General features: G+C 61.6%; 23 protein-coding genes and 2 pseudogenes. 15 read left to right on the top strand and 10 right to left on the bottom strand.

The annotated features are described in order from the left end of the window. Position 1: 1 nt before the first annotated feature. The 3 genes from BC1002_RS17560 to BC1002_RS17570 form a co-directional block, all read right to left on the bottom strand. Positions 2-949, bottom strand: a complete 948-nt coding sequence (locus BC1002_RS17560; RefSeq protein ID WP_013091338.1) for a lactate/malate family dehydrogenase — start codon at positions 947-949, stop codon at positions 2-4. A gap of 102 nt (positions 950-1051) precedes the next feature. Beyond that, positions 1052-1435, bottom strand: a complete 384-nt coding sequence (locus tag BC1002_RS17565) for a nuclear transport factor 2 family protein (protein WP_041735281.1) — start codon at positions 1433-1435, stop codon at positions 1052-1054. Between the two features lie 147 nt (positions 1436-1582). Further along, positions 1583-2575, bottom strand: a complete 993-nt coding sequence (locus BC1002_RS17570; RefSeq protein WP_013091340.1) for a helix-turn-helix domain-containing protein — start codon at positions 2573-2575, stop codon at positions 1583-1585. A 95-nt stretch (positions 2576-2670) separates the two neighbouring features. On the opposite strand from BC1002_RS17570, the gene BC1002_RS17575 reads away from it, so the two are divergent. Beyond that, complete coding sequence (locus BC1002_RS17575; RefSeq protein WP_013091341.1) at positions 2671-3915, top strand: DUF1479 domain-containing protein; 1245 nt, start codon at positions 2671-2673, stop codon at positions 3913-3915. 81 nt (positions 3916-3996) lie between these two features. Beyond that, positions 3997-4152, top strand: a complete 156-nt coding sequence (locus BC1002_RS38470) for a hypothetical protein (RefSeq protein ID WP_013091342.1) — start codon at positions 3997-3999, stop codon at positions 4150-4152. Between the two features lie 595 nt (positions 4153-4747). On the opposite strand, the gene BC1002_RS17580 is transcribed toward BC1002_RS38470, so the two are convergent. The 6 genes and pseudogenes from BC1002_RS17580 to BC1002_RS38915 all read right to left on the bottom strand — a co-directional run. Then, positions 4748-4987, bottom strand: coding sequence for a hypothetical protein (locus BC1002_RS17580; RefSeq protein ID WP_041734924.1), 240 nt, complete (start codon positions 4985-4987; stop codon positions 4748-4750). A gap of 2 nt (positions 4988-4989) precedes the next feature. After that, positions 4990-5184 carry a hypothetical protein gene (locus BC1002_RS17585; protein WP_420798775.1) on the bottom strand — a complete coding sequence of 65 codons (195 nt, stop codon included), beginning with the start codon at positions 5182-5184 and terminating at the stop codon, positions 4990-4992. A 66-nt stretch (positions 5185-5250) separates the two neighbouring features. After that, a pseudogene (locus BC1002_RS38910) lies at positions 5251-5376 on the bottom strand (DUF2778 domain-containing protein); the annotation flags it as partial. A 99-nt stretch (positions 5377-5475) separates the two neighbouring features. Continuing rightward, positions 5476-5727 carry a hypothetical protein gene (locus BC1002_RS17590; RefSeq protein ID WP_238537985.1) on the bottom strand — a complete coding sequence of 84 codons (252 nt, stop codon included), beginning with the start codon at positions 5725-5727 and terminating at the stop codon, positions 5476-5478. An 80-nt stretch (positions 5728-5807) separates the two neighbouring features. Continuing rightward, a complete protein-coding gene (locus BC1002_RS36370) occupies positions 5808-6185 on the bottom strand; it encodes a tlde1 domain-containing protein (RefSeq protein WP_013091345.1) in 378 nt (125 codons plus the stop codon). A 168-nt stretch (positions 6186-6353) separates the two neighbouring features. Beyond that, positions 6354-6464 (bottom strand): annotated as a pseudogene (locus BC1002_RS38915) (DUF2778 domain-containing protein); the annotation flags it as partial. A gap of 394 nt (positions 6465-6858) precedes the next feature. Here BC1002_RS38915 and BC1002_RS17600 point away from each other — a divergent pair. The 10 genes from BC1002_RS17600 to BC1002_RS36375 all read left to right on the top strand — a co-directional run bounded on the left by BC1002_RS17600 (position 6859) and on the right by BC1002_RS36375 (position 19019). Next, complete coding sequence (locus BC1002_RS17600; RefSeq protein WP_013091347.1) at positions 6859-8277, top strand: GH1 family beta-glucosidase; 1419 nt, start codon at positions 6859-6861, stop codon at positions 8275-8277. A 94-nt stretch (positions 8278-8371) separates the two neighbouring features. Further along, a complete protein-coding gene (locus tag BC1002_RS17605) occupies positions 8372-9610 on the top strand; it encodes an ABC transporter substrate-binding protein (protein WP_013091348.1) in 1239 nt (412 codons plus the stop codon). A gap of 8 nt (positions 9611-9618) precedes the next feature. Further along, positions 9619-10575, top strand: a complete 957-nt coding sequence (locus BC1002_RS17610; RefSeq protein ID WP_013091349.1) for a carbohydrate ABC transporter permease — start codon at positions 9619-9621, stop codon at positions 10573-10575. Then, entirely contained in the window at positions 10572-11489 is a 918-nt protein-coding gene (locus tag BC1002_RS17615; RefSeq protein ID WP_013091350.1) for a carbohydrate ABC transporter permease, read from the top strand. The genes BC1002_RS17610 and BC1002_RS17615 overlap by 4 nt, the downstream gene beginning before the upstream one ends. Before the next feature lie 3 nt (positions 11490-11492). Next, positions 11493-12653, top strand: a complete 1161-nt coding sequence (locus BC1002_RS17620) for an ABC transporter ATP-binding protein (protein WP_013091351.1) — start codon at positions 11493-11495, stop codon at positions 12651-12653. A gap of 47 nt (positions 12654-12700) precedes the next feature. Then, positions 12701-13753: a LacI family DNA-binding transcriptional regulator gene (locus BC1002_RS17625; protein WP_013091352.1), complete on the top strand. Its 1053-nt coding sequence runs from the start codon at positions 12701-12703 to the stop codon at positions 13751-13753. A gap of 659 nt (positions 13754-14412) precedes the next feature. Next, positions 14413-16125: a SulP family inorganic anion transporter gene (locus tag BC1002_RS17630; RefSeq protein ID WP_041734925.1), complete on the top strand. Its 1713-nt coding sequence runs from the start codon at positions 14413-14415 to the stop codon at positions 16123-16125. 132 nt (positions 16126-16257) lie between these two features. Beyond that, complete coding sequence (locus BC1002_RS17635; RefSeq protein WP_013091354.1) at positions 16258-16950, top strand: phosphatase PAP2 family protein; 693 nt, start codon at positions 16258-16260, stop codon at positions 16948-16950. Between the two features lie 141 nt (positions 16951-17091). Further along, positions 17092-18690, top strand: a complete 1599-nt coding sequence (locus BC1002_RS17640) for a methyl-accepting chemotaxis protein (protein ID WP_013091355.1) — start codon at positions 17092-17094, stop codon at positions 18688-18690. A 164-nt stretch (positions 18691-18854) separates the two neighbouring features. Further along, positions 18855-19019 carry an FmdB family zinc ribbon protein gene (locus tag BC1002_RS36375; protein WP_018433560.1) on the top strand — a complete coding sequence of 55 codons (165 nt, stop codon included), beginning with the start codon at positions 18855-18857 and terminating at the stop codon, positions 19017-19019. Between the two features lie 494 nt (positions 19020-19513). Here the strand turns inward: BC1002_RS36375 and BC1002_RS37745 are convergent, their stop codons facing one another. After that, positions 19514-19741: a hypothetical protein gene (locus BC1002_RS37745; RefSeq protein WP_013091356.1), complete on the bottom strand. Its 228-nt coding sequence runs from the start codon at positions 19739-19741 to the stop codon at positions 19514-19516. 313 nt (positions 19742-20054) lie between these two features. Between BC1002_RS37745 and BC1002_RS37475 the strand changes: the two genes are divergently transcribed. The 3 genes from BC1002_RS37475 to BC1002_RS17660 all read left to right on the top strand — a co-directional run bounded on the left by BC1002_RS37475 (position 20055) and on the right by BC1002_RS17660 (position 21861). Further along, positions 20055-20213, top strand: coding sequence for a hypothetical protein (locus BC1002_RS37475; protein ID WP_193373051.1), 159 nt, complete (start codon positions 20055-20057; stop codon positions 20211-20213). Positions 20214-20296: 83 nt separating this feature from the next. After that, a complete protein-coding gene (locus BC1002_RS17655) occupies positions 20297-21463 on the top strand; it encodes a radical SAM protein (RefSeq protein ID WP_013091357.1) in 1167 nt (388 codons plus the stop codon). Between the two features lie 194 nt (positions 21464-21657). Beyond that, complete coding sequence (locus BC1002_RS17660) at positions 21658-21861, top strand: hypothetical protein (RefSeq protein WP_013091358.1); 204 nt, start codon at positions 21658-21660, stop codon at positions 21859-21861. Positions 21862-21909 lie beyond the last annotated feature (48 nt).

Genomic DNA, 21909 nt, shown 5'->3' on the forward strand with positions numbered 1-21909 from the left:
GTCACCGCTCGTGAAGCACGCTTTCCGTCGCCTCCTTGACGATGCGCGCGCTGCCCAGCAAGGCCTCGCGCTCGATAGGGTCAAGTTCAGGATAGGCGATCAGGCGCGCGCCCGCGCCATTGACGACCATCGGCAGCGACACGCACACGTCCGGTACGCCTTCCACTTCGGGCTCGACGATGCCAACCGTCAGGATCAGATCGGTGTCGTGGACGATGGCCTCGCAGATCCTTCCTATCGCGCTGGCGATGCCGTAATGGGTGGCGCCTTTGCCTTCCTTGATGAGCTTGGCCGCCTCGTGAACGGAGCGCAGGATCAGATCCCTGCTGGCGGGGCCCAGCTCCTTGCCGTTCCTCGTCAGGAAGGTTTCGAGAGGCATGCCGCAGACCGTCGCGGCGGACCACTGGATCACCGCCGATTCGCCGTGCTCGCCCAGCACATAGGCGTGAATCGCGGAGGCCACCACGCCGAACCGTTCGGACAGCAGGGAGCGCAGCCGCCCGGTGTCGAGCGAGGTGCCGGTGCTGATGACGCGCTCGCGCTCGCAACGCAGTTGGTCGTAAACGGCGCCGGTCAGCACGTCGCACGGGTTGGTCGCGATCAGATAGATGGCTTCGGGCGCGAGCGGCGCGATGCGCCCGACGATTTCAGTCGCGATGTCCGCATTGGTTTTCGCAAGGTGCAGGCGAGTCTCGCCGGGTTTGACGCCGGCGCCGGCGGTGATCACGACGATGTCGGCGTCGCGCGCATCTTCGTAGTCGCCTGCGCGGAACCGGCTGTGCCCCCAGAATGCCGCGGCGTGCGCGAGATCCAGAGCCTGTCCTTCAGCGCGCACCCGCGCGACGTCGATGATCACGACTTTCGCGCTCGGAATGGCTAACGCCACGAACAGGGCTGCCGATCCCCCGACCAGCCCCGCGCCGACGATAACGATCTTGGCCTGCCGCATCGCGAACCTCGCTAAGTTCGGGCTTCACCCCCCGAAGCATAGTCGCACGCGCGCGTTTGTCATCAATCAGACCTTGGTCCTACATGGCAGCGGCGCGTTTTTTCAGGCGGTCCGCTCGACCCATTGACTGCGCCAATCCGGTGCCTCGAACGGATCTGCAAAATACTGCGTCTCGTGGACGACCTTGCCTTCGCGGAACTCCATCACGCTGACCGTGTATGCGATGCGCCCCTGATAGTTGATCGTGTACTCGGTGATCCACAGATTGCCCTCGCCTTGAATTCGCCTGATCGCGAAACCCGATGGCTTGCCGGGATGATGGCCGCGCAGGGCCTGCAAATTGATTCGTCCGTGAATTCGCTCGCCCGATTGGGGGTAGTCGCAGATCGCATCGTCAGCGTAGATAGTGTGCTCGGCGTCGAGATCGCCGTCCGCCGACGCTCGCCAGTGTGTGTTCAAGGCTTCACGTATCGCTTGTTCGTTCATGGCGTCTCTCCAGAGCCGGGCGTTGCAGTCGACCCGCCGCGCGTGGCCGTCGCGTTGAATATTCGTCGTCAGCGCATAGTCTGCGCCATAAAATCCTTGGCCCAACACTTGCTGCAAGTCGTGCCTCATACGTGCACAAAGATCCCGTCATCCGGACTGCCTGCCTGCACGGGAGGGCCGGGACATCCGCTTGCTGTCTCCTTTGTTGCGAAGTCTCTGAAGCGAAGGCGAGCGCTCGGTGAGCCGCGGCGACATCTGTTGCTCGGCGCGTCGCGCGCCCGCGAACTGCTGCCTGAATTCAACCGGTGTCATGTCCTTTGCCGCTTTGAACTGCCGGTTGAAATTCGCCACGTTGGCGAACCCGGAGCGCGTCGCGATGACGGAAATCGGCGCTTGCGTGTCCGTCAACATCCGGCACGCATGGCCGATTCGCACGCGCGTCACGTAGCGCCCGACGCTCTCGCCAAGATGCTGCGTGAAATGCCGCGTCAACGAGCGCTCGGACAGCCCCGACGCCTTGGCAAGCGCGGAAAGCCGCAGCGGATGCGCGAACTGTGTCTCGATCAATGCGAGCGCGCGATTGAGCTGATCGGATTCGTGGCCAGTGGCGGCGCCGGTCTGCACATCGAATGCGCTTGGGGATGCGAGCGGCGTGGCGGGAAGCGTCGACAGCAGATCCAGCACGTCGAGCACCGCCTGCAAGCGTTCGCGCGGTTTGTCGGACAGCAGGCGGTCGAGGTGTTCGCGCATGCGCGTGCCGGCACCGTCTTCGAACGCGAGACCGCAGGCCGCTCTGCGCAACAGGTCGCAGAGTCCGTTGTATTCGGGGCAGACATCGGCGAGTCGCCGCAGCCACGCGCCGTCAAACCAGACGACGATCGCGACCTGCGGGTGCGCCGCGTCGATCGAGCGGTTCGAGGCCCACGTGTGCGGCAGATTCGGCGGCACCAGCACCAGATCGTCCGCGCCGTAGGTCGCGACGGAGTCTCCGATGTACCGCTTGCCCTGACTGTTCATCGTCAGCGTCAGTTCGTACTCGGGATGGTGGTGCCATTCGAAAGGAATGCGGGGCAGCCGACGGTGATAAACCCTGACCGAACAGTCCCGGCCAAAATCCACATGCTCAAAAGCGGCTTTCATGTCCGAAATCGTCAAGTCTTTGACCGGATAGTATCACGCACCCGGCGCTCGTTCGCGTACGCTTCAAGCATCGGAAACCCCATGGAGACGATGCAATGGCCTTGCATATCAACGACCTGCCGGCAGCCATCCGTCAAGCGAAGCGCGAGCTGCGCGCAATGCTGCCGAACTACCGTGACGTGTTCGCCGACGTCGAAGCGGCGATGACGAAAGAGGCGGAGCGAATCGCCACACTGCGTGATCGCGGCGAGCCGGTGATTCCGGAAATTCAGTTCGCCGACATCGTCGCGAACCGAGTCACCGACGCACAGATCTCGCTCGTCAAAACGCGCGGCGCCTGTGTGATCCGCAAGGTGTTCGACCGGTCGCTCGTCGAGCAATGGGATCAGGACATCGCCGACTACGTCGAGCGCAACGACCTCGATGCAAAGCTGCTGAATCGCGCGGAAGACAAATACTTCGGTCAGCTCGCGTCGAGCAGGCCGCAAATCTATGGCGTGTACTGGTCGAAACCGCAGGTGCTCGCGCGCCAGTCGAGGGAACTCACGCGGGCCCGTGTGTTCCTGAACCGGCTGTGGCGCACCGAGAGTGAAGGGCGCGTGCATTTCGATCCGAACCATGTGCCGGTGTATGCGGACCGCCTGCGTCGTCGGCCGCCCGGATCGGAATCGCTCGGATTGTCGGCGCATTGCGACGGTGGTTCGGTGGAGCGCTGGATCGAGCCGAATTTCCGCAAGGTCTATCGCCACGTGTTCTCGGGCCACTGGCGCGACTACGATCCGTTCGATGCCGCGTGGCGAACCGAAGTCGAGGAGATCGCTTCGCCGGCCGTCTGCTCGATGTTCCGCACGTTTCAGGGCTGGACCGCGCTGACGCCGCAAGGCCCCGGCGACGGCACGCTGCAATTGGTGCCCATGGCGAACTCGATGATCTATGTCCTGTTGCGCGCGCTGCAGGACGATGTCGCCGAAGACGACTTGTGCGGAGCGATGCCGGGTCGCGCACTGTCGATCAAGTCCGCGTATCACGCGCCGCTGTTTCATGCGCTGTCGTCGATTCCGCTGATGCAGGCGGGCGACACCGTGTTCTGGCATAGCGACGTCATTCACGCGGTCGAAGACGCGCATCGCGGCAATGGCTATAGCAACGTGATGTATATCGCTTCGCTGCCGGCCTGCGCGAAGAACGATGCGTACCTGAAACGACAACTGCCGAGCTTTCTCGAAGGCAGGAGCCCGCCGGATTTTCCGGCCGATCATTTCGAAGTCGATTTTGTCGGCCGCGCGACGGCAGACGATCTTACCGAACTTGGCCGCTCGCAAATGGGCTTTGATTTGTGAGCGAAAGGGCATGGCCGGTTCTGGATCGGGAGCGGAACTTGCTGCCATTTCAGCATGGCAACGATGCAAGGAGGACCGGCCATGGCCACCTCACCGAACAAGGACGAAAATCCGCTCCGGCCAGATCAGTCCGACGTCGTGCAGACGGATCTGCCCGACATCGGTCCATCGCAGGACCCGGACGAGCCGCCGCTCGATCCCGATATCGACCCCGATCGCGAGGACGACAAGCCGTAGACGAGCGCATTCGCTCGATCAATAAAACCGATGCGAAATGCGGGCCTTTCTGATAATCGCGCCATTTTCCCTCACGGCAGAATTGCCGCGCGAGTGCGGCTTCGCGGCGACTAACGCGCATAGCGAAATCAACGGAGACGGAGGTTTGCCGGAACGAAGCGTTCCGTGCCAACCTCGCTTACGGGACGTCTCCTCGCACTCCACGACATGCACGCCAGCGACGTGAGCCCGAGTTGCTTTCTGATGCACCCGGCCAGCAATCAGAAACAATAGAAACGGTGAGGCAATTCAATGTCGACCAATTTTCCCACCTCTGCATTGCGCAAGACGATGGAAAGAGCTGGAAGAAAATGGAACCCGGCGCAGGCTTCGCCATGATCGAGCGCTCGACTTGAATCAGTCGTCATCCGGTGACCTCAAGATACGTCGCGCGCGCAGCGACGTCACCGAGCGAAACGGAGCCGGTTTTCATGCGGGTCGGATGGTGGCAATGGTTCAGAAAACAGCAGCGTAGCAGGGGCGCGCGCATGCAATAAAAGACCCGCGCGAAGCGGGTCCGGTTCAGTGCTCTTCAGGCACGCGAGCGATAGCGCTGTCAGACCCGGCATAACCTCATGATCGCGAGATAAGTCACCGCAGCGACGATCAACCAGACAGTCAGCATTACAGGGACATAGACATCGTCGGCTTCATGCAGGCCGAGGCCGTTGGCGATACTCAACCATCTGAGCGCCTCACTCTCTGGCATCGGCCCATTCCGGCCAATCAAGCGAGCGGATAAAAGGAACAGGCCGATAAAGAGCTCCACCTTGAACAGCCTACGGAGTGCCGTCATTCTCATTCGCAATTTGGCAATGAGGCTTTCTTGCCACGATAGCACCTCCATAGTCTCATGATCACCACATAGGCGAGCGCTGCCACGATCAGGTCAATAGGCACCCAGACCCAAATATACAAATCTTCGGGGTCACGGATGCCGAGCCAGCGCGAAGCACGCCACCACATCACCGATGGCTTTTCGGCATCGGCCACGGGTAGGTATGTACATAGCGCAAGGCGAGATAAAAGAGGCCGCAAAACAGCACGACCTTGAACACCCTACGGACAAGTGTTGCCATGCGTGATGACCTCAATTGTTCCATAGGCGCGAAGCCCCGAATTGCCGCCAGGAATCGTCATGGTGTGCAGCAGTGAGTTACGAATTTTCAGGAAATCGGCGCGATTCGACTGTGCCAGCCCCGCCCGCGCGCGCCTCGTCGGCGGCGCGGGCGTTTTCGTTACGCTGTTACCTCGTGCCGTTGCCCCATGTGGTCTAGCATTCGGTCAGGGACCGCCGAGCCGTCTGGAAACAACAAAAACATCGACGCCACTCATTGAGCATTCTTGCGCCGACGCCTCGCTCGATGTAATGACCTCGATTCGCGGGCCGTTCTTTTCGATAAAAGTAATATCGTAAATCTGTCGGTATAGATCCTTGCCCACTTTCTCTGAGGCGAGCCGCACAGCCTTGGTTTTCGATTCGTCGATTTTTGTCGGGTCGGTAATGCCTGCGTTTTTCAGATGGACGAGCGCCATGTTAGTAGGCCAGCTGGCGCACGACGGCGAGGCAAGACATATTCCCGGAAGCGAAAGCGACAAAACCAATAAATATCGCTTCACTGGACGACCTCCAGGAGCGTATCGCCACTGTTCCAGATCCGTTGACGGATTAAGAGCGGAAAAATGATACAGCCTTCCGAGGCGTTGCCCGGGTTCTTTAAGCTGTCACCATGAATCATGAAACCACTACGCCCAAAGGTCTGTGTCCCAATCGCCGGTTCGAGTCTCAGTGTGTAACGCCCAGCATGAGCATGATTGAATGGCTCAGTGATCCGATACTCTCCTCGGGGAATCGGGCCAGTGCTCGATTTTGCCTGCATAATGGGGTTATTTTTCCCCGCGCCCTTTCCTGAATAGCCGCTGGCATTTCCACCTGCAATGGGTGCGTCATTATGCCAAAGCTGCCCCGACTTCTGGCTATAAGTCCAGACCATATTTATTTCCTTATTTCGTGATTGGGTCGGCAACTACAGCAAAAAACGAAAGGAAGCGCAATTTTTGAGATATATTTCGTGATCCTATATGGGCGTCCGCGCGCGCCTCGTCGGCGGCGCGGGCGTTTTTCGTGTGAGGTTTTCCGCTACTGCGTGACGTTGCGCGCACCGATTGAGGTACGGACCGTCGCCGGAATACGCGTCGAACCTGCCGATGCCATTGATGGTGAGCGGTGAGAGCGGTGCGTTGTTCACTAGAAACTTGCCGGTGTAGGCCATGTATCACTTGTTCTCCCTTGATTGGTTGATGAACGCCGCATAACTGCGACCTCTCTTGAGCGAAATACGCGTGACGCGAAGCGACTTTTCACCCGGGAAAGAGCGTCGAGCGCAATGCGCAAGACGACAGATCGAATTCGCTCGTCGCAATCGTCTTCCATGCCTGAGTGGATAAGCCGATTGTCGGCGATCTGGGATGCAGCCCGCATCACCCTCGCGCGGATCCGAGAAACCCTCTCCAGACAAACCCGGATTGCTGCTCCGATTTCGCCACTGTTATCGTTCACTCGACAGTGTGGAAGCGCTTCCACTTAAGCGTTCACAGTAAGTTCGAACGAGAGCGCATCGAGTTCCACCACACCCGGTTCAATGACCTCAGCGCAGGAGAGAATCCGTGGTAAACAACGCATCCGCAGTCGTCGACGCCGAACAACCCCCCACTCACGGCGACCCACATTCCGATCCATTCACACCGCCCGCCGATTCGTCGCTATGGCGCCAGGACTTCCTGCTCGGCGCGGCCACCGCGTCGTATCAGATCGAAGGCGCGATCAACGAAGACGGCCGCCTGCCGTCGATCTGGGACACGTTCTCGGCCACACCGGGCAAGGTGCTGGCTGGCGATACCGGCGCCGTCGCATGCGATCACTATCATCGCTGGGAACAGGACGTCGATCTGCTCGCGGGCCTCGGCCTCGAGGCGTACCGGCTGTCGACCGCATGGCCGCGCGTGATGGATGAAAACGGCGCGCCGAACCAGAAGGGCCTCGACTTCTACAAGCGCCTGCTCGGACGGCTCAAAGAGAAGAACATCACGACTTTCGTCACGCTGTATCACTGGGATTTGCCTCAGCATCTCGAGGATCGCGGCGGCTGGCTCAATCGCGAAACCGCGTACCGTTTCGTCGATTACGCGGATCTGATGAGCCGCGAACTGCACGGCTTCGTCGATGCGTGGGCGACGCTCAACGAGCCGTGGTGTTCGGCGTACCTCGGCTACGGCAACGGCCATCACGCGCCGGGGCTCTCGAACGTGCGTTTCGCCGCGCAGGCCATGCATCATCTGCTGCTCGCGCACGGTCTCGCGATTCCGGTGCTGCGCGCGAACGATCCGCGCTCGCACAAGGGCATCGTCGCGAACGTCGGGCGCGGCACGCCGAATAGCAATAGCGCCGCCGACCGTCGCGCGGCCGAGCTGTTCGAAGTTCAGCACAACGCGTGGATTCTCGATCCGCTGTTCAAGGGCGAGTATCCGCAAGACCTGGTCGAGCTGTGGCCGGGCAGCGAGCCGCTGGTGCTAGAAGGCGACATGCAGACGATCAATACGCCGCTCGACTTCCTCGGCATCAACTATTATTTCCGCACCAACGTCGCGAGTGACGGCGGGCATGGATTCAAAGACGTGCCGCTCGAAGGTGTCGAGCGTACGCAGATGGGATGGGAGGTTTACCCTGACGGTCTTCGCGATCTGTTGATCGGCTTCAAAGACACCTATGTCAATCTGCCGCCGATCTACATCACCGAGAACGGCATGGCATCGGACGACAAGGTCATCGACGGCCGCGTCGAGGACACGCAGCGCATCTCGTTCCTGAAGCGCCATCTCGCCGCGGTCGATCAGGCGATCAAGGCGGGCGTCGACGTGCGCGGCTATTTCCTGTGGTCGCTGATGGACAACTTCGAGTGGGCTTTCGGCTATGAGCGGCGCTTCGGCATCGTGCACGTCGACTACCAGACGCAGAAGCGCACGATAAAGCGCAGCGCGGAGCTGGTGTCGAAATTCCTCGAAGATCGCAAGGCGCAGGCGCAATAAACACAATCAAAACGACGCAGCAACGATGTAAAACCGGGTGGAGCTGGATGGTATTTCGACTTGACACACGGGCGCGGAGCCTGGAGGAGACGGAATGAACAGCAACAGAATGGTCTTGCGAGGCGTAGTTGCGGCACTGGCGCTGTATGGCGTCGTCGCGCACGCGGAGCCGCTCAAGGCTAACGTGATTCACTGGTGGACCTCGGGCGGCGAATCGGCGGCGATTCGTCAGTTTGCCGTCGCGTACGACAAGGCCGGCGGCCAATGGGTCGACAACGCGGTCGCCGGCGGGGACCAGGCGCGCGCCACCGCGATCAACCGCATCGTCGGCGGTGATCCACCCACCGCCGCACAGTTCAATACGTCGAAGCAGTTCCACGATCTGATCGATCAGGGACTCCTGAATAACGTCGACGACGTCGCCGCGAAAGAAAACTGGAGCGGCATTTTTCCGCAATCGATTCTCGACAGTATCCGCGTAAAGGGCCATTTCTACGCGGCGCCTGTCGACATCCATATGCCGGCGTGGTTCTTCTACTCGAAGCCGGTGTTCCAGAAAGCGGGCATCGCTAGCGAGCCCAAAAGCTACGACGAATTCATCGCCGATCTCGGCAAGCTGAAGAGCGCGGGCGTGATTCCGCTCGCGTTCGGCGGCCAGCCGTGGCAGGAGAAGATCACGTTCGACGCGGTGCTCGCCGATGTGGGCGGCCCCGACCTGTATATGAAGGTCTATCGCGATCACGATCAGAACGCGGTGAACTCCGAGGCGTTCAAGAAGGTGCTCGTGTCGTTCAAGAAGCTGCACGATTTCGTCGATCCGGGCTCCCCTGGCCGCAACTGGAACGACGCGACCGCGCTCGTGACTTCGGGCAAGGCCGGCGTTCAGATCATGGGCGACTGGGCGAAGGGCGAGTTCGTCGCGGCGAATCAAACGGCGGGCAAGGACTTCGGCTGCTTCCCGGGCTTCGGTCCGCGTTCGCCGTATCTGGTTGCGGGCGATGTGTTCGTGTTCCCGAAGACTGATAGCGCGTCGGCGATCAAGGCGCAGAACCTGCTCGCGACGGTGATGACCTCGCCGTCAGCGCAGGTCGCGTTCAGCGCGAAGAAGGGCTCGATTCCGATTCGCTCTGACATCGACGAAAGCAGCCTCGACGTCTGCGCCAAGGAGGGCATCGCGATCATGAAGGACAAGTCGCGCCAGTTGCCGAATCCGGAAATGCTGCTGTCGCCGGACACGCAGGGTGCGCTCACTGACGTCGTGACGAACTTCTGGAACAAGAACCAGTCCGTCGACGACGCGCAGAAAGCGTTCGCCAGCGCGCTGAAGGGCTAGGTCTCGCCATGCACGCGCTCAAGCTGCCAGCCGAGGGTTCGAACCCACAGGGCAAGTCGCAACCCAGGCCGCGAAACAAACCGCTGAACCGGCGGTTTTCGATCGCGGTCTGGCTGGCCTTGCTGCCGATGCTCCTGACCGTCGTGTTCACGTATCTGGGCACGATGGTCTGGACCGCGCGTGTGTCGCTCAGCAATTCGCGCACGTTTCCGTCGAATGACTTCGCGGGTCTCACGCAGTACGTGCGGCTGTTCCACAACGACCGCTGGCTGATGTCGCTGCAGAACATCGTGATCTATGGCGCGTGCTTCATCATCGCGTGCATGGTGATCGGTCTGCTGCTGGCAATCTTCATCGATCAGCGCGTGGTCGCGGAAGGCGCGTTGCGCACGGTGTTTCTGTATCCGTACGCGATGTCGTTCGTCGCGACCGGGCTCGTGTGGCAGTGGATTCTGAATCCCTCGCTCGGTGCGCAGCAGGTGCTACGCAATCTCGGCTTCGCGCATGCTCGCTTCGACTGGATCGTCGATCAGGACTGGGTCATCTACACGATCGTGATCGCGACCGTGTGGCAGGCTTCTGGGCTCGTGATGGCGCTGTTACTCGCGGGCCTGCGCGGCATCGACGAAGAGTTGTGGAAAGCCGCGCGCATCGACGGCATTCCACGCTGGCGCGTGTACGCGAGCATCGTGGTGCCGATGCTCGGACCGTCGATCTCGACCGCGTTCGTGCTGCTGTTCGTGATGGTCGTGAAGCTGTACGACGCGGTCGTCGCGATGACGCAGGGGGGGCCCGGAACCGCGAGCGAAGTGCCGGCCAAATTCATCATGGACTATCTGTTCGGACGCGCGAACATCGGCCTTGCATCGGCTGCGTCGATCGTGCTGCTCGCGACGGTGCTCGCGGTTCTCACGCCGTTCTTCTATGCACGCAGCCGTGCGGCGCTGCGCGGGGAGAGAGGATGAACACGCTCGATTCCACGCTCAAAGGCGGCATGCCGCAGCGCGCGCGCACGCGGCCTCGCCGCTCGGTGTTCTCGCCGGCGCGCCTCGGCATCTACGCGTTCCTGTTCACCGCCGCGGTGTTCTTTCTGCTGCCGCTCTACGTGATGCTGGTCACGTCGGTCAAGCCGATGAGCGAGATCCGCCTCGGCAATCTGCTTGGGTTCCCGATGCATTTCACGCTCGACGCGTGGAGTGCCGCGTGGCAGTCGGCCTGTACCGGGCTCGATTGCAACGGCATTCGCGTCGGCTTCTGGAACTCGGTGCGGATCGTCGCGCCGAGCACGGTACTGTCGATCATGGTCGGCGCGGTGAACGGCTACGCGCTGTCGTTCTGGCGGCCGCGCGGTGCGGGCCTGCTGTTCGGCGTGCTGCTGGTCGGCGCGTTCATTCCGGTGCAAGTGATGATCTACCCGCTCGTGCGCGTGCTCGCGAGCGTGCATCTGTTCAGCTCGCTGCCGGGCATTGTGCTGATTCACACGATGTTCGGCATGCCGGTGATGACGCTGCTGTTCCGCAATTACTACGCGTCGATTCCGCAGGAGCTGTTCAAGGCCGCGCGCATCGACGGCGGCAGTTTCTGGCGCATCTTCTTTCAGCTGATGCTGCCGATGTCGACGCCGATCATCGTCGTCGCGCTGATCATGCAGGTCACGAACATCTGGAACGACTACATTCTGGGCCTCGTGTTCGCCGGCACGAAGAATCTGCCGATGACGGTGCAACTGAACAACATCATCAACACGACGACCGGTGAGCGGCTCTACAACGTCAATATGGCGGCGACCATTCTGACGTCGATGGTTCCGCTCGCGGTTTATTTCATCTCGGGCCGCTGGTTCGTGCGCGGCATTGCGTCGGGCGCCGTCAAGGGGTAAGGCATGACAGACATGGCTAATACGATCGATGCGGCCGCCGTGCCGGGTGCAAGCGCGGGCGCCGCCTCCGACGCCGCGGCGCTCACGCATCCCGCCAATGTGGCGGTCCGCAATCTGACGATTCGGCTCGGCGCGAACACGGTGATCGAGAACCTCGATCTCGACGTGCTCGCCGGCGAGTTCGTCGTGCTGCTGGGGCCGTCGGGCTGCGGCAAGTCCACGCTGCTGCATAGCATCGCGGGATTGATCGACGTCAGCGACGGCAGCATCGAGATTGCCGGCGAGGACATGACGTGGGCCGATCCGAAGGATCGCCGCATCGCGCTGGTGTTCCAGTCCTACGCGCTCTATCCGACCATGAGCGTCGAGCGCAACCTGTCGTTCGCGCTGCGCATCAACGGCACACCGAAGGCGGAAATTGCAAGGCGTGTCGCGCGCGCGTCGGAGATGCTGCAACTGGGGCCGCTGCTCAAGCGCAAGCCGTCGCAGTTGTCGGGCGGACAGCGGCAGCGCGTCGCGATCGGCCGCGCGATCGTGCGCGAAGCCGATGTGTTCCTGTTCGACGAACCGCTGTCGAACCTCGACGCGAAGCTGCGCACCGAGCTGCGCCGTGAGCTGAAGCAACTGCACCACAGCCTCGGCGCGACGATGATCTACGTGACGCACGACCAGGTCGAGGCGATGACGCTCGCCACCCGTATGGCCGTGATGCGCGGCGGTGTGATCCAGCAGTTCGGCACCCCGGCCGAAGTCTATGCGCGGCCGAACAACCTGTTCGTCGCGACCTTCCTCGGCTCGCCGGCGATGAATCTGCTGAAGGGCACGTTGGAGACGCGCGACGGCGCGCTCCACTTCTGCTCCGGGAATGCCCGAATCGACGTGTCGGCATACGAGTTCATACAGGCGCCGGCGCACGGTGTGCCGTGCGTGCTCGGCGTGCGCGCCGAAGACGTGCATATCACGGCAGGCGCCAGCGAGCGCGCAAAAGTTTCGCTGATCGAGCCGATGGGCAACCACCGCGTGATCTGGCTCGACTATCATGGCGAACAGATCGCGTCGATCGATCAGACAAAAGCGCCGATTGCGGAGGATGACTCCGTGGCGTTCTCGTTCGACGCCGCGCATGTCTCGCTATTCGACGAAGCGAGCGGCGCGCGCTTATAGAACGCCGCGCAGCGTCACGCGCGAAGCGGCTCGTCGAGACAGGCTTGATGGAGAACCGCGTGGCAACACTCAAGGACGTCGCGCAACTGGCCGGCGTGGGCATGTCGACCGCCTCACGAGCGATTTCCGGCAAGGGACCGATTTCCGCCGATGCCGCGGCGCGCGTGAAGGCGGCGATCGAGGCGCTGAACTTCCGCCCGTCGTCGATCGGCCGGGCAATGGCGACGCAGCAGCTCGGCATCATCGGCATCTTCGTGCCGACCTTCTTTGGTCCCTACTACGGCACGATCCTGAAGCAGACCGACACCGAGCTGCGCGCGGTCGGCCGGCATGTCGTGGTCGCGACCGGTTGCGGCGAGGTGTCGCCGCGCGAGCAGGCGATCGAGGCGGTGCGCTTTCTGATCGGCCGCGATTGCGACGGTGTGGTCGTGATCAGCCACGATCTGCACGACGAAGACCTGATCATGCTGCATGGCATGCATCCGAAGATGGTGTTCCTGAATCGCGCGTTCGAGCAGTTGCCGGAAGCGTCGTTCAGCGCGGATCATCGGCGCGGCGGCGAACTGGCGGCGCGCACGCTGCTCGACCATGGGCATCGCGACATCGCGGTGATTTCCGGGCCCGCTACCGCGTCGGACAACGTGATGCGGATCGACGGCTTTTTCGCCGAACTCGCGCGAGCCGGCATTGCGCGCGACGACGTCCCGCTGATCGAATCAGACTTTTCGCCGGAAGGCGGCTATGCGGCCGCCCAGAAGCTGCTCGAGATGCAGCGGCGCGTGACCGGCCTGTTCTGCGCGAACGACACGATGGCTGTCGCCGTGCTCGCGCGTTTTCACCAGGCGGGCATTTCGGTGCCCAACGACATTTCCGTGATCAGCTACGACGACGACTACTCGGCCGCATACGCGGCGCCGGGACTCACGTCAGTGCATATTCCAACCGGAGAACTGACGCAAAACGCGGTGCGCTGGCTGATCAACCAGTGTTACGGCACCACGTGGGAGATCTTCCGCGAGTTTCCGGTCAGCGTGACGATGCGCGAATCGGTTGGGCCAGCGCCGATGCAGAAGAAAAATACGCGTGGCTCGACGCGGTAGAAGGATTTACCTAATCGTGGCGGTGCGATGTCTGGCGCGCCCATGCGCGCCGTCTCGGCTGTGTTATGCCGGCGCCGGGCCGAACTGGCGAACGAAATGGGGACGCGGCTACCAGCCATACGCGGCGGGGCTTTCCTCACAGTCGAACGGATATTTCTTCGAGTTTTTTCACGAGCGCCATCACGCGCTTATTCGCGCTTTCACTTACGGATGTGGCAATCTTTTTAAGGTCGCCGTAATCCTTCGCAATACTGCTTTGCGGTTTTCCCTCATTAAACTTGCGTCAAATTTCTCTAAACTCCTTGTAACAAGTTGTTACGGGGTGAGTGTGATGTTGGCTATTTTTCTGATCGCCTGTCCGATCGGCATCGCTGCGCTGTTTGGTTTCGCGCGCCATGTGGATCCGCAGACGGGACGTTTCAAACGATAGATTTTCGTCGCGCGTTCTTTCCGCCGCTGCCTCGTGGAGATTTTTGATTTGCGATTAACGTTCGCTAGTTTGTCGTTAATTCGAAAGGAGCAACCGTTTGCGTCCCTTCGGTTTGCTTTCCCGTCTTTGTTTCCGTCAATAGCCCGCTTTACCTTTCAGTAAGTCTTGCCTTGGCGTGCCGGTTCGCGGCACGATGCGCGATTACCTCCGTTTTGGGTCGGCATCGCGTATGCAAGATTCTCTGCAGAAAATGGCGGCACGTGCCAGCGTGCTGAAGGGCGTTCTTCCTTTGAGCCGGATTGCGGCGGCGCGTGATGCGCTGGCCGGTGTGCAGCTTGCGTCGATGGATATACCGCAGGTGCTCGGCTATGCGCGCATTGCCGGCATGCCGGCCGTCACCGGGCTCTATACGGTCTTCCTGCCGCTGGTCGCGTTCGCGTTTTTCGGCGCGTCGCGGCATCTGGTCGTCGCCGCCGATTCGGCCACCGCGACGATCTTCGCGAGCCGTCTGGAGACGATGGCGCCCGCGTCGAGTGCCGAATACGCGGCGCTCGCGGCGATGGTCGCGCTGCTGACGGCCGGGCTGCTGCTCGTCGCGCGCATCTTCAAGCTCGGTTTTCTCGCCGACTTCCTGTCGCGCACGGTGCTGGTCGGCTTTCTTGCCGGCGTCGGCGTGCAGGTCGGCATCGCGATGCTCGGCGACATGCTCGGCGTGCCCGGACATGCGACGCGCAGCGTGGATCAACTGTTGCTCGTCGTGAGCAAGGCCACGCAGATCAATCGGCCGACGCTGGCGATTTCGCTCTTCGTGGTGGCCGCGATTCTCGTCTGCAAGCGCTTTTGGCCGCGCCTGCCGGTGCCATTGATCGCGGTCGTCGGAGGCATTGCCGCGAGCGACGTGTTCGGATTCGCCGCGCACGGCATCCCGATCCTCGGACCGGTGGAGGGCGGATTGCCGCCGCTGCGGATTCCGTCGGTGACGTGGCAGCAGATGCTCGATCTCGTGCCGGTCGCGGCGTCGTGCTTCGTGATGATCGTCGCGCAAAGCGCCGCCGCAAGCCGCGTGTTCGCCGAGCGCTATCACGAGCCGGTCGATACCAACGCGGACCTGCTCGGCATCGCGGCCGCCAACGCGGCGGCGGCGTTTTCCGGCGCGTTCGTCGTCAACGGCAGCCCGACGCAGACCGCGATGGCCGATCGCGCCGGCACGCGCAGCCAGTTCGCACAGCTCGTGTTCGCGACGGTCGTGGTGGCCGTGCTGCTGTTTTTCAGCCGCTATCTGCAGTATCTGCCGCACTGCATTCTCGCGAGCATCGTGTTTACGATCGCGGTCGGCCTGATTAACGTGCAGTCGCTCTTTTCGATTCGTCGCGAAAGTCCCGGCGAATTCGCGCTAGCGTTGTTCACGGCGGCGGCGGTCGTGCTGATCGGCGTCGAGCACGGCATCCTGGTCGCGGTCGCGCTGTCGTTGCTGCGTCACGTGCGACACAGCTACCGCCCGCACACGATGATGCTCGCGCCCAACGGCGACGGCATGTGGGTGCCGGTGCCGGCGGTGCCCGGCATCGAGACTGCGCCGGGGTTGATCGTCTATCGCTTCGGCGCCGATCTGTTCTACGCGAACGATCATTTCTTCGTCGACGATACGCGCCGCCTGATCGAGCACGCACCGAACGCCGTGCGCTGGTTCGTCGTCGATGCGAGCGCGATTACGGATGTCGATTATTCGGCGGCGCGCTCGGTGGGCGAGTTGTGCTCGGCGCTCAAGCGCGATGGGATCGAGGTGGTCTTTGCGCGGGTGAATCGTTATTTGCGCTCGGACATGGATCGGCATGGCATCACGCCGATCGTCGAGGAGCGCTGTATTTTCGGCACGCTGCATGAGGCGCTGAGCATGGCGGGAGTGGAGAAGCCGCATGAGCAGGTGAAGGGGGCGCCATAACGGGGAGGGGTGTCGTGCGGGATCGGGGCGAACCAAAAAATGACGGCAAACGTTGTCTGCGCCTCATTTTTCGTTTCTTGTGTCGATTAAGCTGATGTTCCGCTGCGACTAGCAGATATCGATTACAAAAGCATGAACAGCTTCGATTCGACCATCGAAACTTATCTGTCCAGCATACACTTCGGTCATTTCGCGACCCAATCGATACAAGCCATCGCCGACCTGTACACCTTTAAAGGCCTGGTATTGATTGCCGTGCTGTGGTGGATCTGGTTTCAACAAGACGCACACGCCGAACGGCGGCGCGAAATAGTGCTCGCGACGCTTCTCAGCGGTGTCGTGGCGCTCTTCGTCGGACGGCTGCTGGCGCACTGGTTGCCATTTAGAGTGCGTCCCATCTATAGCACCGAACTTCATCTGCAGTTCGCAAGCGGCGCGACCAAGGCTGCGCAGTTGTCGGATTGGAGTTCGTTCCCGAGCGATCACGCCATGCTATGGATGGCCATCGCCACCGGCATTTTCCTCGTGTGGCGGGGCATCGGCGTGCTGGCGCTTCTCTATACCGCGGTGTTCATTTGCCTTCCGCGCGCCTATCTCGGCTTTCACTATCCGACCGACTTGCTGGCGGGTGCCGCGGTGGGGATCGCGATCACGGTGATCCTGACGCGCGATGCGATCCGCACGCGCTTCGCGACCCCGATGCTGCGATGGATCGAACGCCACCCGGGGCCCGCGGCGATGTTGGCCTTCATTCTGTGCCTCCAACTCGTCACGCAATTCGAAGAACTGCGTGCTCTGGCGTGCGGAGTGTTCAGACATCTATGACCCGCCTGGCACCTTCCTTTCCGTGAGCTGAGATTAGCGAGGACCCTCTATTGCCATCTCATGCAATATTCTGTCTAATGAAATCAGAATAAAACGTCCGATTTATTCGGCTCGCTGACACAGTCGACGGGGGTTCACTTCATGTACTCTCTGCTGCCGCTCAAGGCCCAGGTGCGTCGTCACGCGCGAACGCTCGCCGGGTATTTTCCAGCTCCATTTACGCGCGACGAATCAAGCGGTGTCGACATCCTCGGTGTGATGACGCCCAGGCTCCTGAACGGGAGCACACTGCTGAACCTCAACTACGGCGAAGTGGATCGCTTCACCGACAAAACCCGCGCGACGGGCACCGTATTCGTCGCGATAGGCGACGACTTCGTGCGCGTCGCCACCTCGGTCAAAAGGCAAACCGGCGAGCGGGCCGTGGGCACGGTCCTCGACCGCTCGCATCCCGGCTATCGGATGCTGCGCAGCGGGCAGCCCTACACCGGTTACGCGACGCTATTCGGCAAGCAATACATGACACGGTACGAGCCGATCCGGGACAGTTCCGGCGACGTGATCGGCGCGCTGTATGTCGGGCTCGATGTCAGCGAGGTGTGGAACCTGTCGATTGGAGGCAGGCTCGCGCTGCTGACTCTGGCCGCGAATACCGTGCTCCTGCTGGGCTATGGTCGGCTGCTGCAGGCTGTGATCCTCCCGGATCAAGCGAGCCCCACAGGGGCGTCGCCCCCTTTCCTACCAGCCGGGGTGATCGGCTTCGGGCTGCTCTGCGCGCTGCTGGTCAGCGCGCTGGTCTTCGTGACGACCCGGCGCGGTCTCGGCATGCAACTGCTCGAAGCGAAGGCCGCCGCGGAAAAACTGGCGGCTGGCGACTTGACCGCGCAAGTGCATGTCAGCCGGCGCGACGAACTCGGCCAGTTGATGCAGGCGATGAACGGCATCAGTGTCGGCTTGGCCTCGGTGGTCGGCAACGTGCGACGCGCGTCCGATATGATCGCGCTGGGCGCGCGCGAGATTGCGGCCGGCAACGCGGAACTGTCGTCCCGCACCGAGGCACAGGCCGGCTCGCTCGAGGAAACCGCTTCGACGATGGAACAACTGACTGCAACGGTGCGCGCCAATGCCGAACGCGCTTCGCACGCCAACCAACACATCGCGTCGGCCTCCGACCTCGCGGTCAAAGGCGGTACCGTGGTGGGCCATGTGGTAACCACCATGTCGTTGATCCGCGGCAGTTCACACAAGATCGTCGACATCATCAGCATGATCGACTCGATCGCCTTTCAGACCAACATTCTGGCTTTGAACGCGGCCGTCGAGGCGGCGCGCGCCGGCGATCAGGGACGCGGCTTTGCGGTCGTCGCCGCCGAGGTGCGCAGCCTGGCCCAACGCAGCGCGACGGCCGCCAGGGAAATCAAGGCGCTGATCACCGACTCGGTCGGCAACGTCAATGCGGGCGGCGAACTGGTCGACCAGGCTGGCCGGGACATGACCGAAATCGTCACGGCCGTCGACAGTGTGGTCACCTTGATGGGCGAGATTACGCACGCGAGCAACGAGCAAAGTACCGGTATCGGCGAAATGAATCGCGCGATCGGACACATGGACGAGATGACCCAGCAAAACGTTGCTCTGGTCGAGCAGGTGGCAGCCGCGGCGGCCAGCATGCAAGAACAGGCGTCCACGCTGGAAGATGCGGTGCAGGTTTTTCGGCTGGTAGGTGACGGGCCGAACTGAGATTCGCGGTCATTGCCGCACTCAGCGGGGCATCCAATTGAACGGCGCTGCGCGACGCGTATGCAGACGTTTCCTGCACTTTCCTGCACTAGAATGGGTTATTGCCGACGTCGTGGTCGTATCTGGTCAGCAACGACGTGCCGGCTTCTCGTTGGAGGAATGCCATGCCGACTTACCGGTACAGGTGCGAGAAGTGCGGTGAGATGTTCGAACATGCTGAACATCTTGCTGAACATGAAAATGCTCATCCCGCTTGCCCGAAGTGCGGAAGCGAGAAGGTCCAGCACATACCCACGCCATTCGTGCCGAAAACGTCCCGAAAAAGCTGAACTCTGTCCTCGCGGTTCTCGCGGACATTCGAACGTCGGTTCTGCCCCTGCCGACGGATCTGCGCTTGCCCACTCTCGCCGTCGCCCGTGCGATGGCGTTTTCTGTAGGTTCTTACCGCTCAAGCCGTCCGGCCGCCGTGGCTGCCCCCAAGGTGCAAGTCGGGAGCGAGCGACTATTCAAACCCGGCGAACCGCTGAAATAGCCCACGGATTGCCGAGAGCCGAAAAAAGTTCTGCACGAAAGACCAACGGACGAAAAGAAATCACTTTCGCACGGCCGACGTTCTGCACGGATCTGGGCCGACGTATGCTGCAATCCAGATGACTCGACATTGATACTCGCCATGGACCCGCGAGATGCGTTTGATATATCGCTGAGCGAAGTCGACTCGGCGTTCGAGGCCTTAGAACTTGCCCCGTTCCATCTCGGGCGAGGATTCGCTCGCGTACACCGAGGCGTGCGAGCGGTATCGCATGACGTTCTCAGATGGAAGTCAATTTACGCGTTGCTGGTTGCCGATGGAGCGCGAACCATGATGCCAAACCTTGGTAACGGACGGCGCCTGCTCGTCCTCCGCAGAGGACATGAGCCGGTCGCCGAATCCATCTTCGTTACCGCCCGGGTGCGAGGCTTCGCGTCCACGCTTGAGACGTGCGCTGATGCGGTACGAGGTCAAAGCGCGAGCACTGCGCAATTGGCGGTCCTTGACGGCGACTGCCATCTTGCATCCAAGTTAAAAGCCATCGAGTTGATCAACAAGCACTGCCCGTAATGTCGCGTCGCGGTTCTGTCCAGTACGCTGTCTCCTTTCGCGGGGTGGCCGGGTGTCGATGCGGTCATCGACCGTTGCGCACCGCCAAAGCAGATGATCGAGTGTTTCTGCAAACTGATTGATTCCCAGCTCGACGAAAGCGCTATTCTTGCGCCCCCCCCCCGATATTGGCCTATGGTCGGCATGACTCATAGCGCGATTTCGGCAGTGCGGAAGTGACGCCTGCTGCCCAGCGCGGTGGCCACCGCATCGGCGAATTTTCATGAGCGCGACGGCTCTCGCTTCGGCGCGGGGCGGCGTCGCCGACGGTCTCGGGGTCAAAATGCTGGGCCTGCCGAATGTATTCCTGCTGCCAGCGCTGTTCGCTTGTATTGCCGTGATCGGACTCGCATTGACGGCACGCGGCGAAAGCCGACGGTAGGCGTAACAATGGTTCACGCTCAGCACGTTGAGCGTATTCTATGAAGCCTCGTGACGAATTCATCGGCAGGTAACGAGGGTCTCATGGATACGACAGAGCGGATCATCAAGTGGCGCGACCTACGGCATGTAGACACCGTCGTCAGCGAACCGCGCAATCCGCTGCCCGCGGTGTGCGACGTATCGGTGACGAACGTGTGCAACGCCGCATGCGACTTCTGCGGGTTCTCTCGCGAGAAGAATCTGGCGGGGCCGCGTCGCTATCTCGATCCTGACGAGTTCGCGCGCGCACTGCCGATCCTGCGCAGACGCCGGATTCGTTACATGACGCTGCAAGGCGGCGAGCCGCTCGTTCATCCCCAGATCGCATCGCTGGTGGCGTCGGCCACCAAGGCCGGCATTCAGTGCGGCGTGATCACGAACGGCTGGTTTCTTCCGCGCCATATCAAGCAACTGGCGGAGGCCGGCCTCAAGCGTCTGCTGATTTCCATCGATAGCGCGGACATGCGCGAGCATGAGCACAATCGCGGCCTGCGCGGTCTCGAGGCCCGCATCCGCGAGGGCATCACTCAGGCGCATAGCTTCGGCATCGAGGTGTGCGCATCGATTACGGTGAGCCGTCTGGTCCGTTACGAATCGCTTCCGGAGACGCTCAACCGGCTCGGCTTCGATGCGGTCGTTTTTTCCTATCCACGGCGCGAGGCGTTTGGGTCGTCATCGCTCGTGTACGACGAAGACTCGAAACTCGTCGACCTGAACACCGACGAGTTACTCGACGCGTTGAACGCAATCGCGCGCCTGAAGAAGCACTTCCGCGTGATGGACCCGAGCGCTGCGCTGGACGAGGTCGCGCGGTTCGTGCGCGGTGAACGGCAACTGGTTCCATGTATCGGTGGCAGCAAGTACTTTTATATCGACTGGAACCTCGATGTCTGGCGTTGCGAGGCGTGGTCCGAGCCGATGGGCTCCGTGTTCGACCTCGACCGCCTGCCCGATCAACGGGAACCCTGCAACGCATGCATGATGGGATGCTATCGGCATGCCAGCATTCTGATGCACGGTGCGATCGCCGTGACTGACTCGGTGTACGCGCTGGGCCGGGGTCAGCTTCGGACCGCTGTCAGTTTGTTGTTCCAGCGCAGCGTCGCGTATTCGCTGTGGGCGCTTTCAGTTGAAGAATTACCGCGAGCGTCGCTTATGTCGTTCGCGAGACGGATGGGCGGGCGCCGTTCCACGCCGCAAACTGGATAAGTTCGATTCACGCGATGCGACCGACGCGCGACACGCGATTTGCGAAGACCATCGGCAGCGAGAAAACCGTCAATGGTCCGATTCGATTGCCTAAGATCAAGTTACGCGCTCCGCGAGGAAGGCACCGCGGGTCGCGAACGTCTTTATCGTCGCGCAGCCCTTTTCCCGCGCGACTTTTCCACAAGGAGGTCACGATGAAATCAGACGACAAGGGCGACGTGCGCGCTTTCGTGCAAACGGCCGAGCAGGGTGGCGAGCATGTCTGGGTAATCACGCTGGTCGACTTCGCGGCCCGTGAGGTCAGACGCTCGCTCGTTTCGGACGAGACATATGCGACCGCCGCCGCTGCCAGAGATGCGGGGCAGGCCCATCTAAAGGGCTTGGAGCAGGACCGCTAGGCCCACTCACCGCCGCCTTGTTTTCGCCCATGGAAGTACTAACGTTTG

This window comes from Paraburkholderia atlantica, from assembly GCF_000092885.1.
Taxonomy (GTDB): Bacteria; Pseudomonadota; Gammaproteobacteria; order Burkholderiales; family Burkholderiaceae; genus Paraburkholderia; species Paraburkholderia atlantica.

Excerpts from the sequence above, each read along its gene's own strand:
- BC1002_RS17560 (WP_013091338.1), bottom strand. The coding sequence starts at position 949 with ATGCGGCAGGCCAAGATCGTTATCGTCGGCGCGGGGCTGGTCGGGGGA.
- BC1002_RS17565 (WP_041735281.1), bottom strand. The coding sequence starts at position 1,435 with ATGAACGAACAAGCGATACGTGAAGCCTTGAACACACACTGGCGAGCG.
- BC1002_RS17570 (WP_013091340.1), bottom strand. The coding sequence starts at position 2,575 with ATGAAAGCCGCTTTTGAGCATGTGGATTTTGGCCGGGACTGTTCGGTC.
- BC1002_RS17575 (WP_013091341.1), top strand. The coding sequence starts at position 2,671 with ATGGCCTTGCATATCAACGACCTGCCGGCAGCCATCCGTCAAGCGAAG.
- BC1002_RS38470 (WP_013091342.1), top strand. The coding sequence starts at position 3,997 with ATGGCCACCTCACCGAACAAGGACGAAAATCCGCTCCGGCCAGATCAG.
- BC1002_RS17580 (WP_041734924.1), bottom strand. The coding sequence starts at position 4,987 with ATGACGGCACTCCGTAGGCTGTTCAAGGTGGAGCTCTTTATCGGCCTG.
- BC1002_RS17590 (WP_238537985.1), bottom strand. The coding sequence starts at position 5,727 with ATGGCGCTCGTCCATCTGAAAAACGCAGGCATTACCGACCCGACAAAA.
- BC1002_RS36370 (WP_013091345.1), bottom strand. The coding sequence starts at position 6,185 with ATGGTCTGGACTTATAGCCAGAAGTCGGGGCAGCTTTGGCATAATGAC.
- BC1002_RS17605 (WP_013091348.1), top strand. The coding sequence starts at position 8,372 with ATGAACAGCAACAGAATGGTCTTGCGAGGCGTAGTTGCGGCACTGGCG.
- BC1002_RS17610 (WP_013091349.1), top strand. The coding sequence starts at position 9,619 with ATGCACGCGCTCAAGCTGCCAGCCGAGGGTTCGAACCCACAGGGCAAG.
- BC1002_RS17615 (WP_013091350.1), top strand. The coding sequence starts at position 10,572 with ATGAACACGCTCGATTCCACGCTCAAAGGCGGCATGCCGCAGCGCGCG.
- BC1002_RS17620 (WP_013091351.1), top strand. The coding sequence starts at position 11,493 with ATGACAGACATGGCTAATACGATCGATGCGGCCGCCGTGCCGGGTGCA.
- BC1002_RS17625 (WP_013091352.1), top strand. The coding sequence starts at position 12,701 with ATGGAGAACCGCGTGGCAACACTCAAGGACGTCGCGCAACTGGCCGGC.
- BC1002_RS17630 (WP_041734925.1), top strand. The coding sequence starts at position 14,413 with ATGCAAGATTCTCTGCAGAAAATGGCGGCACGTGCCAGCGTGCTGAAG.
- BC1002_RS17635 (WP_013091354.1), top strand. The coding sequence starts at position 16,258 with ATGAACAGCTTCGATTCGACCATCGAAACTTATCTGTCCAGCATACAC.
- BC1002_RS17640 (WP_013091355.1), top strand. The coding sequence starts at position 17,092 with ATGTACTCTCTGCTGCCGCTCAAGGCCCAGGTGCGTCGTCACGCGCGA.
- BC1002_RS36375 (WP_018433560.1), top strand. The coding sequence starts at position 18,855 with ATGCCGACTTACCGGTACAGGTGCGAGAAGTGCGGTGAGATGTTCGAA.
- BC1002_RS37745 (WP_013091356.1), bottom strand. The coding sequence starts at position 19,741 with ATGGCAGTCGCCGTCAAGGACCGCCAATTGCGCAGTGCTCGCGCTTTG.
- BC1002_RS37475 (WP_193373051.1), top strand. The coding sequence starts at position 20,055 with ATGAGCGCGACGGCTCTCGCTTCGGCGCGGGGCGGCGTCGCCGACGGT.
- BC1002_RS17655 (WP_013091357.1), top strand. The coding sequence starts at position 20,297 with ATGGATACGACAGAGCGGATCATCAAGTGGCGCGACCTACGGCATGTA.
- BC1002_RS17660 (WP_013091358.1), top strand. The coding sequence starts at position 21,658 with ATGAAATCAGACGACAAGGGCGACGTGCGCGCTTTCGTGCAAACGGCC.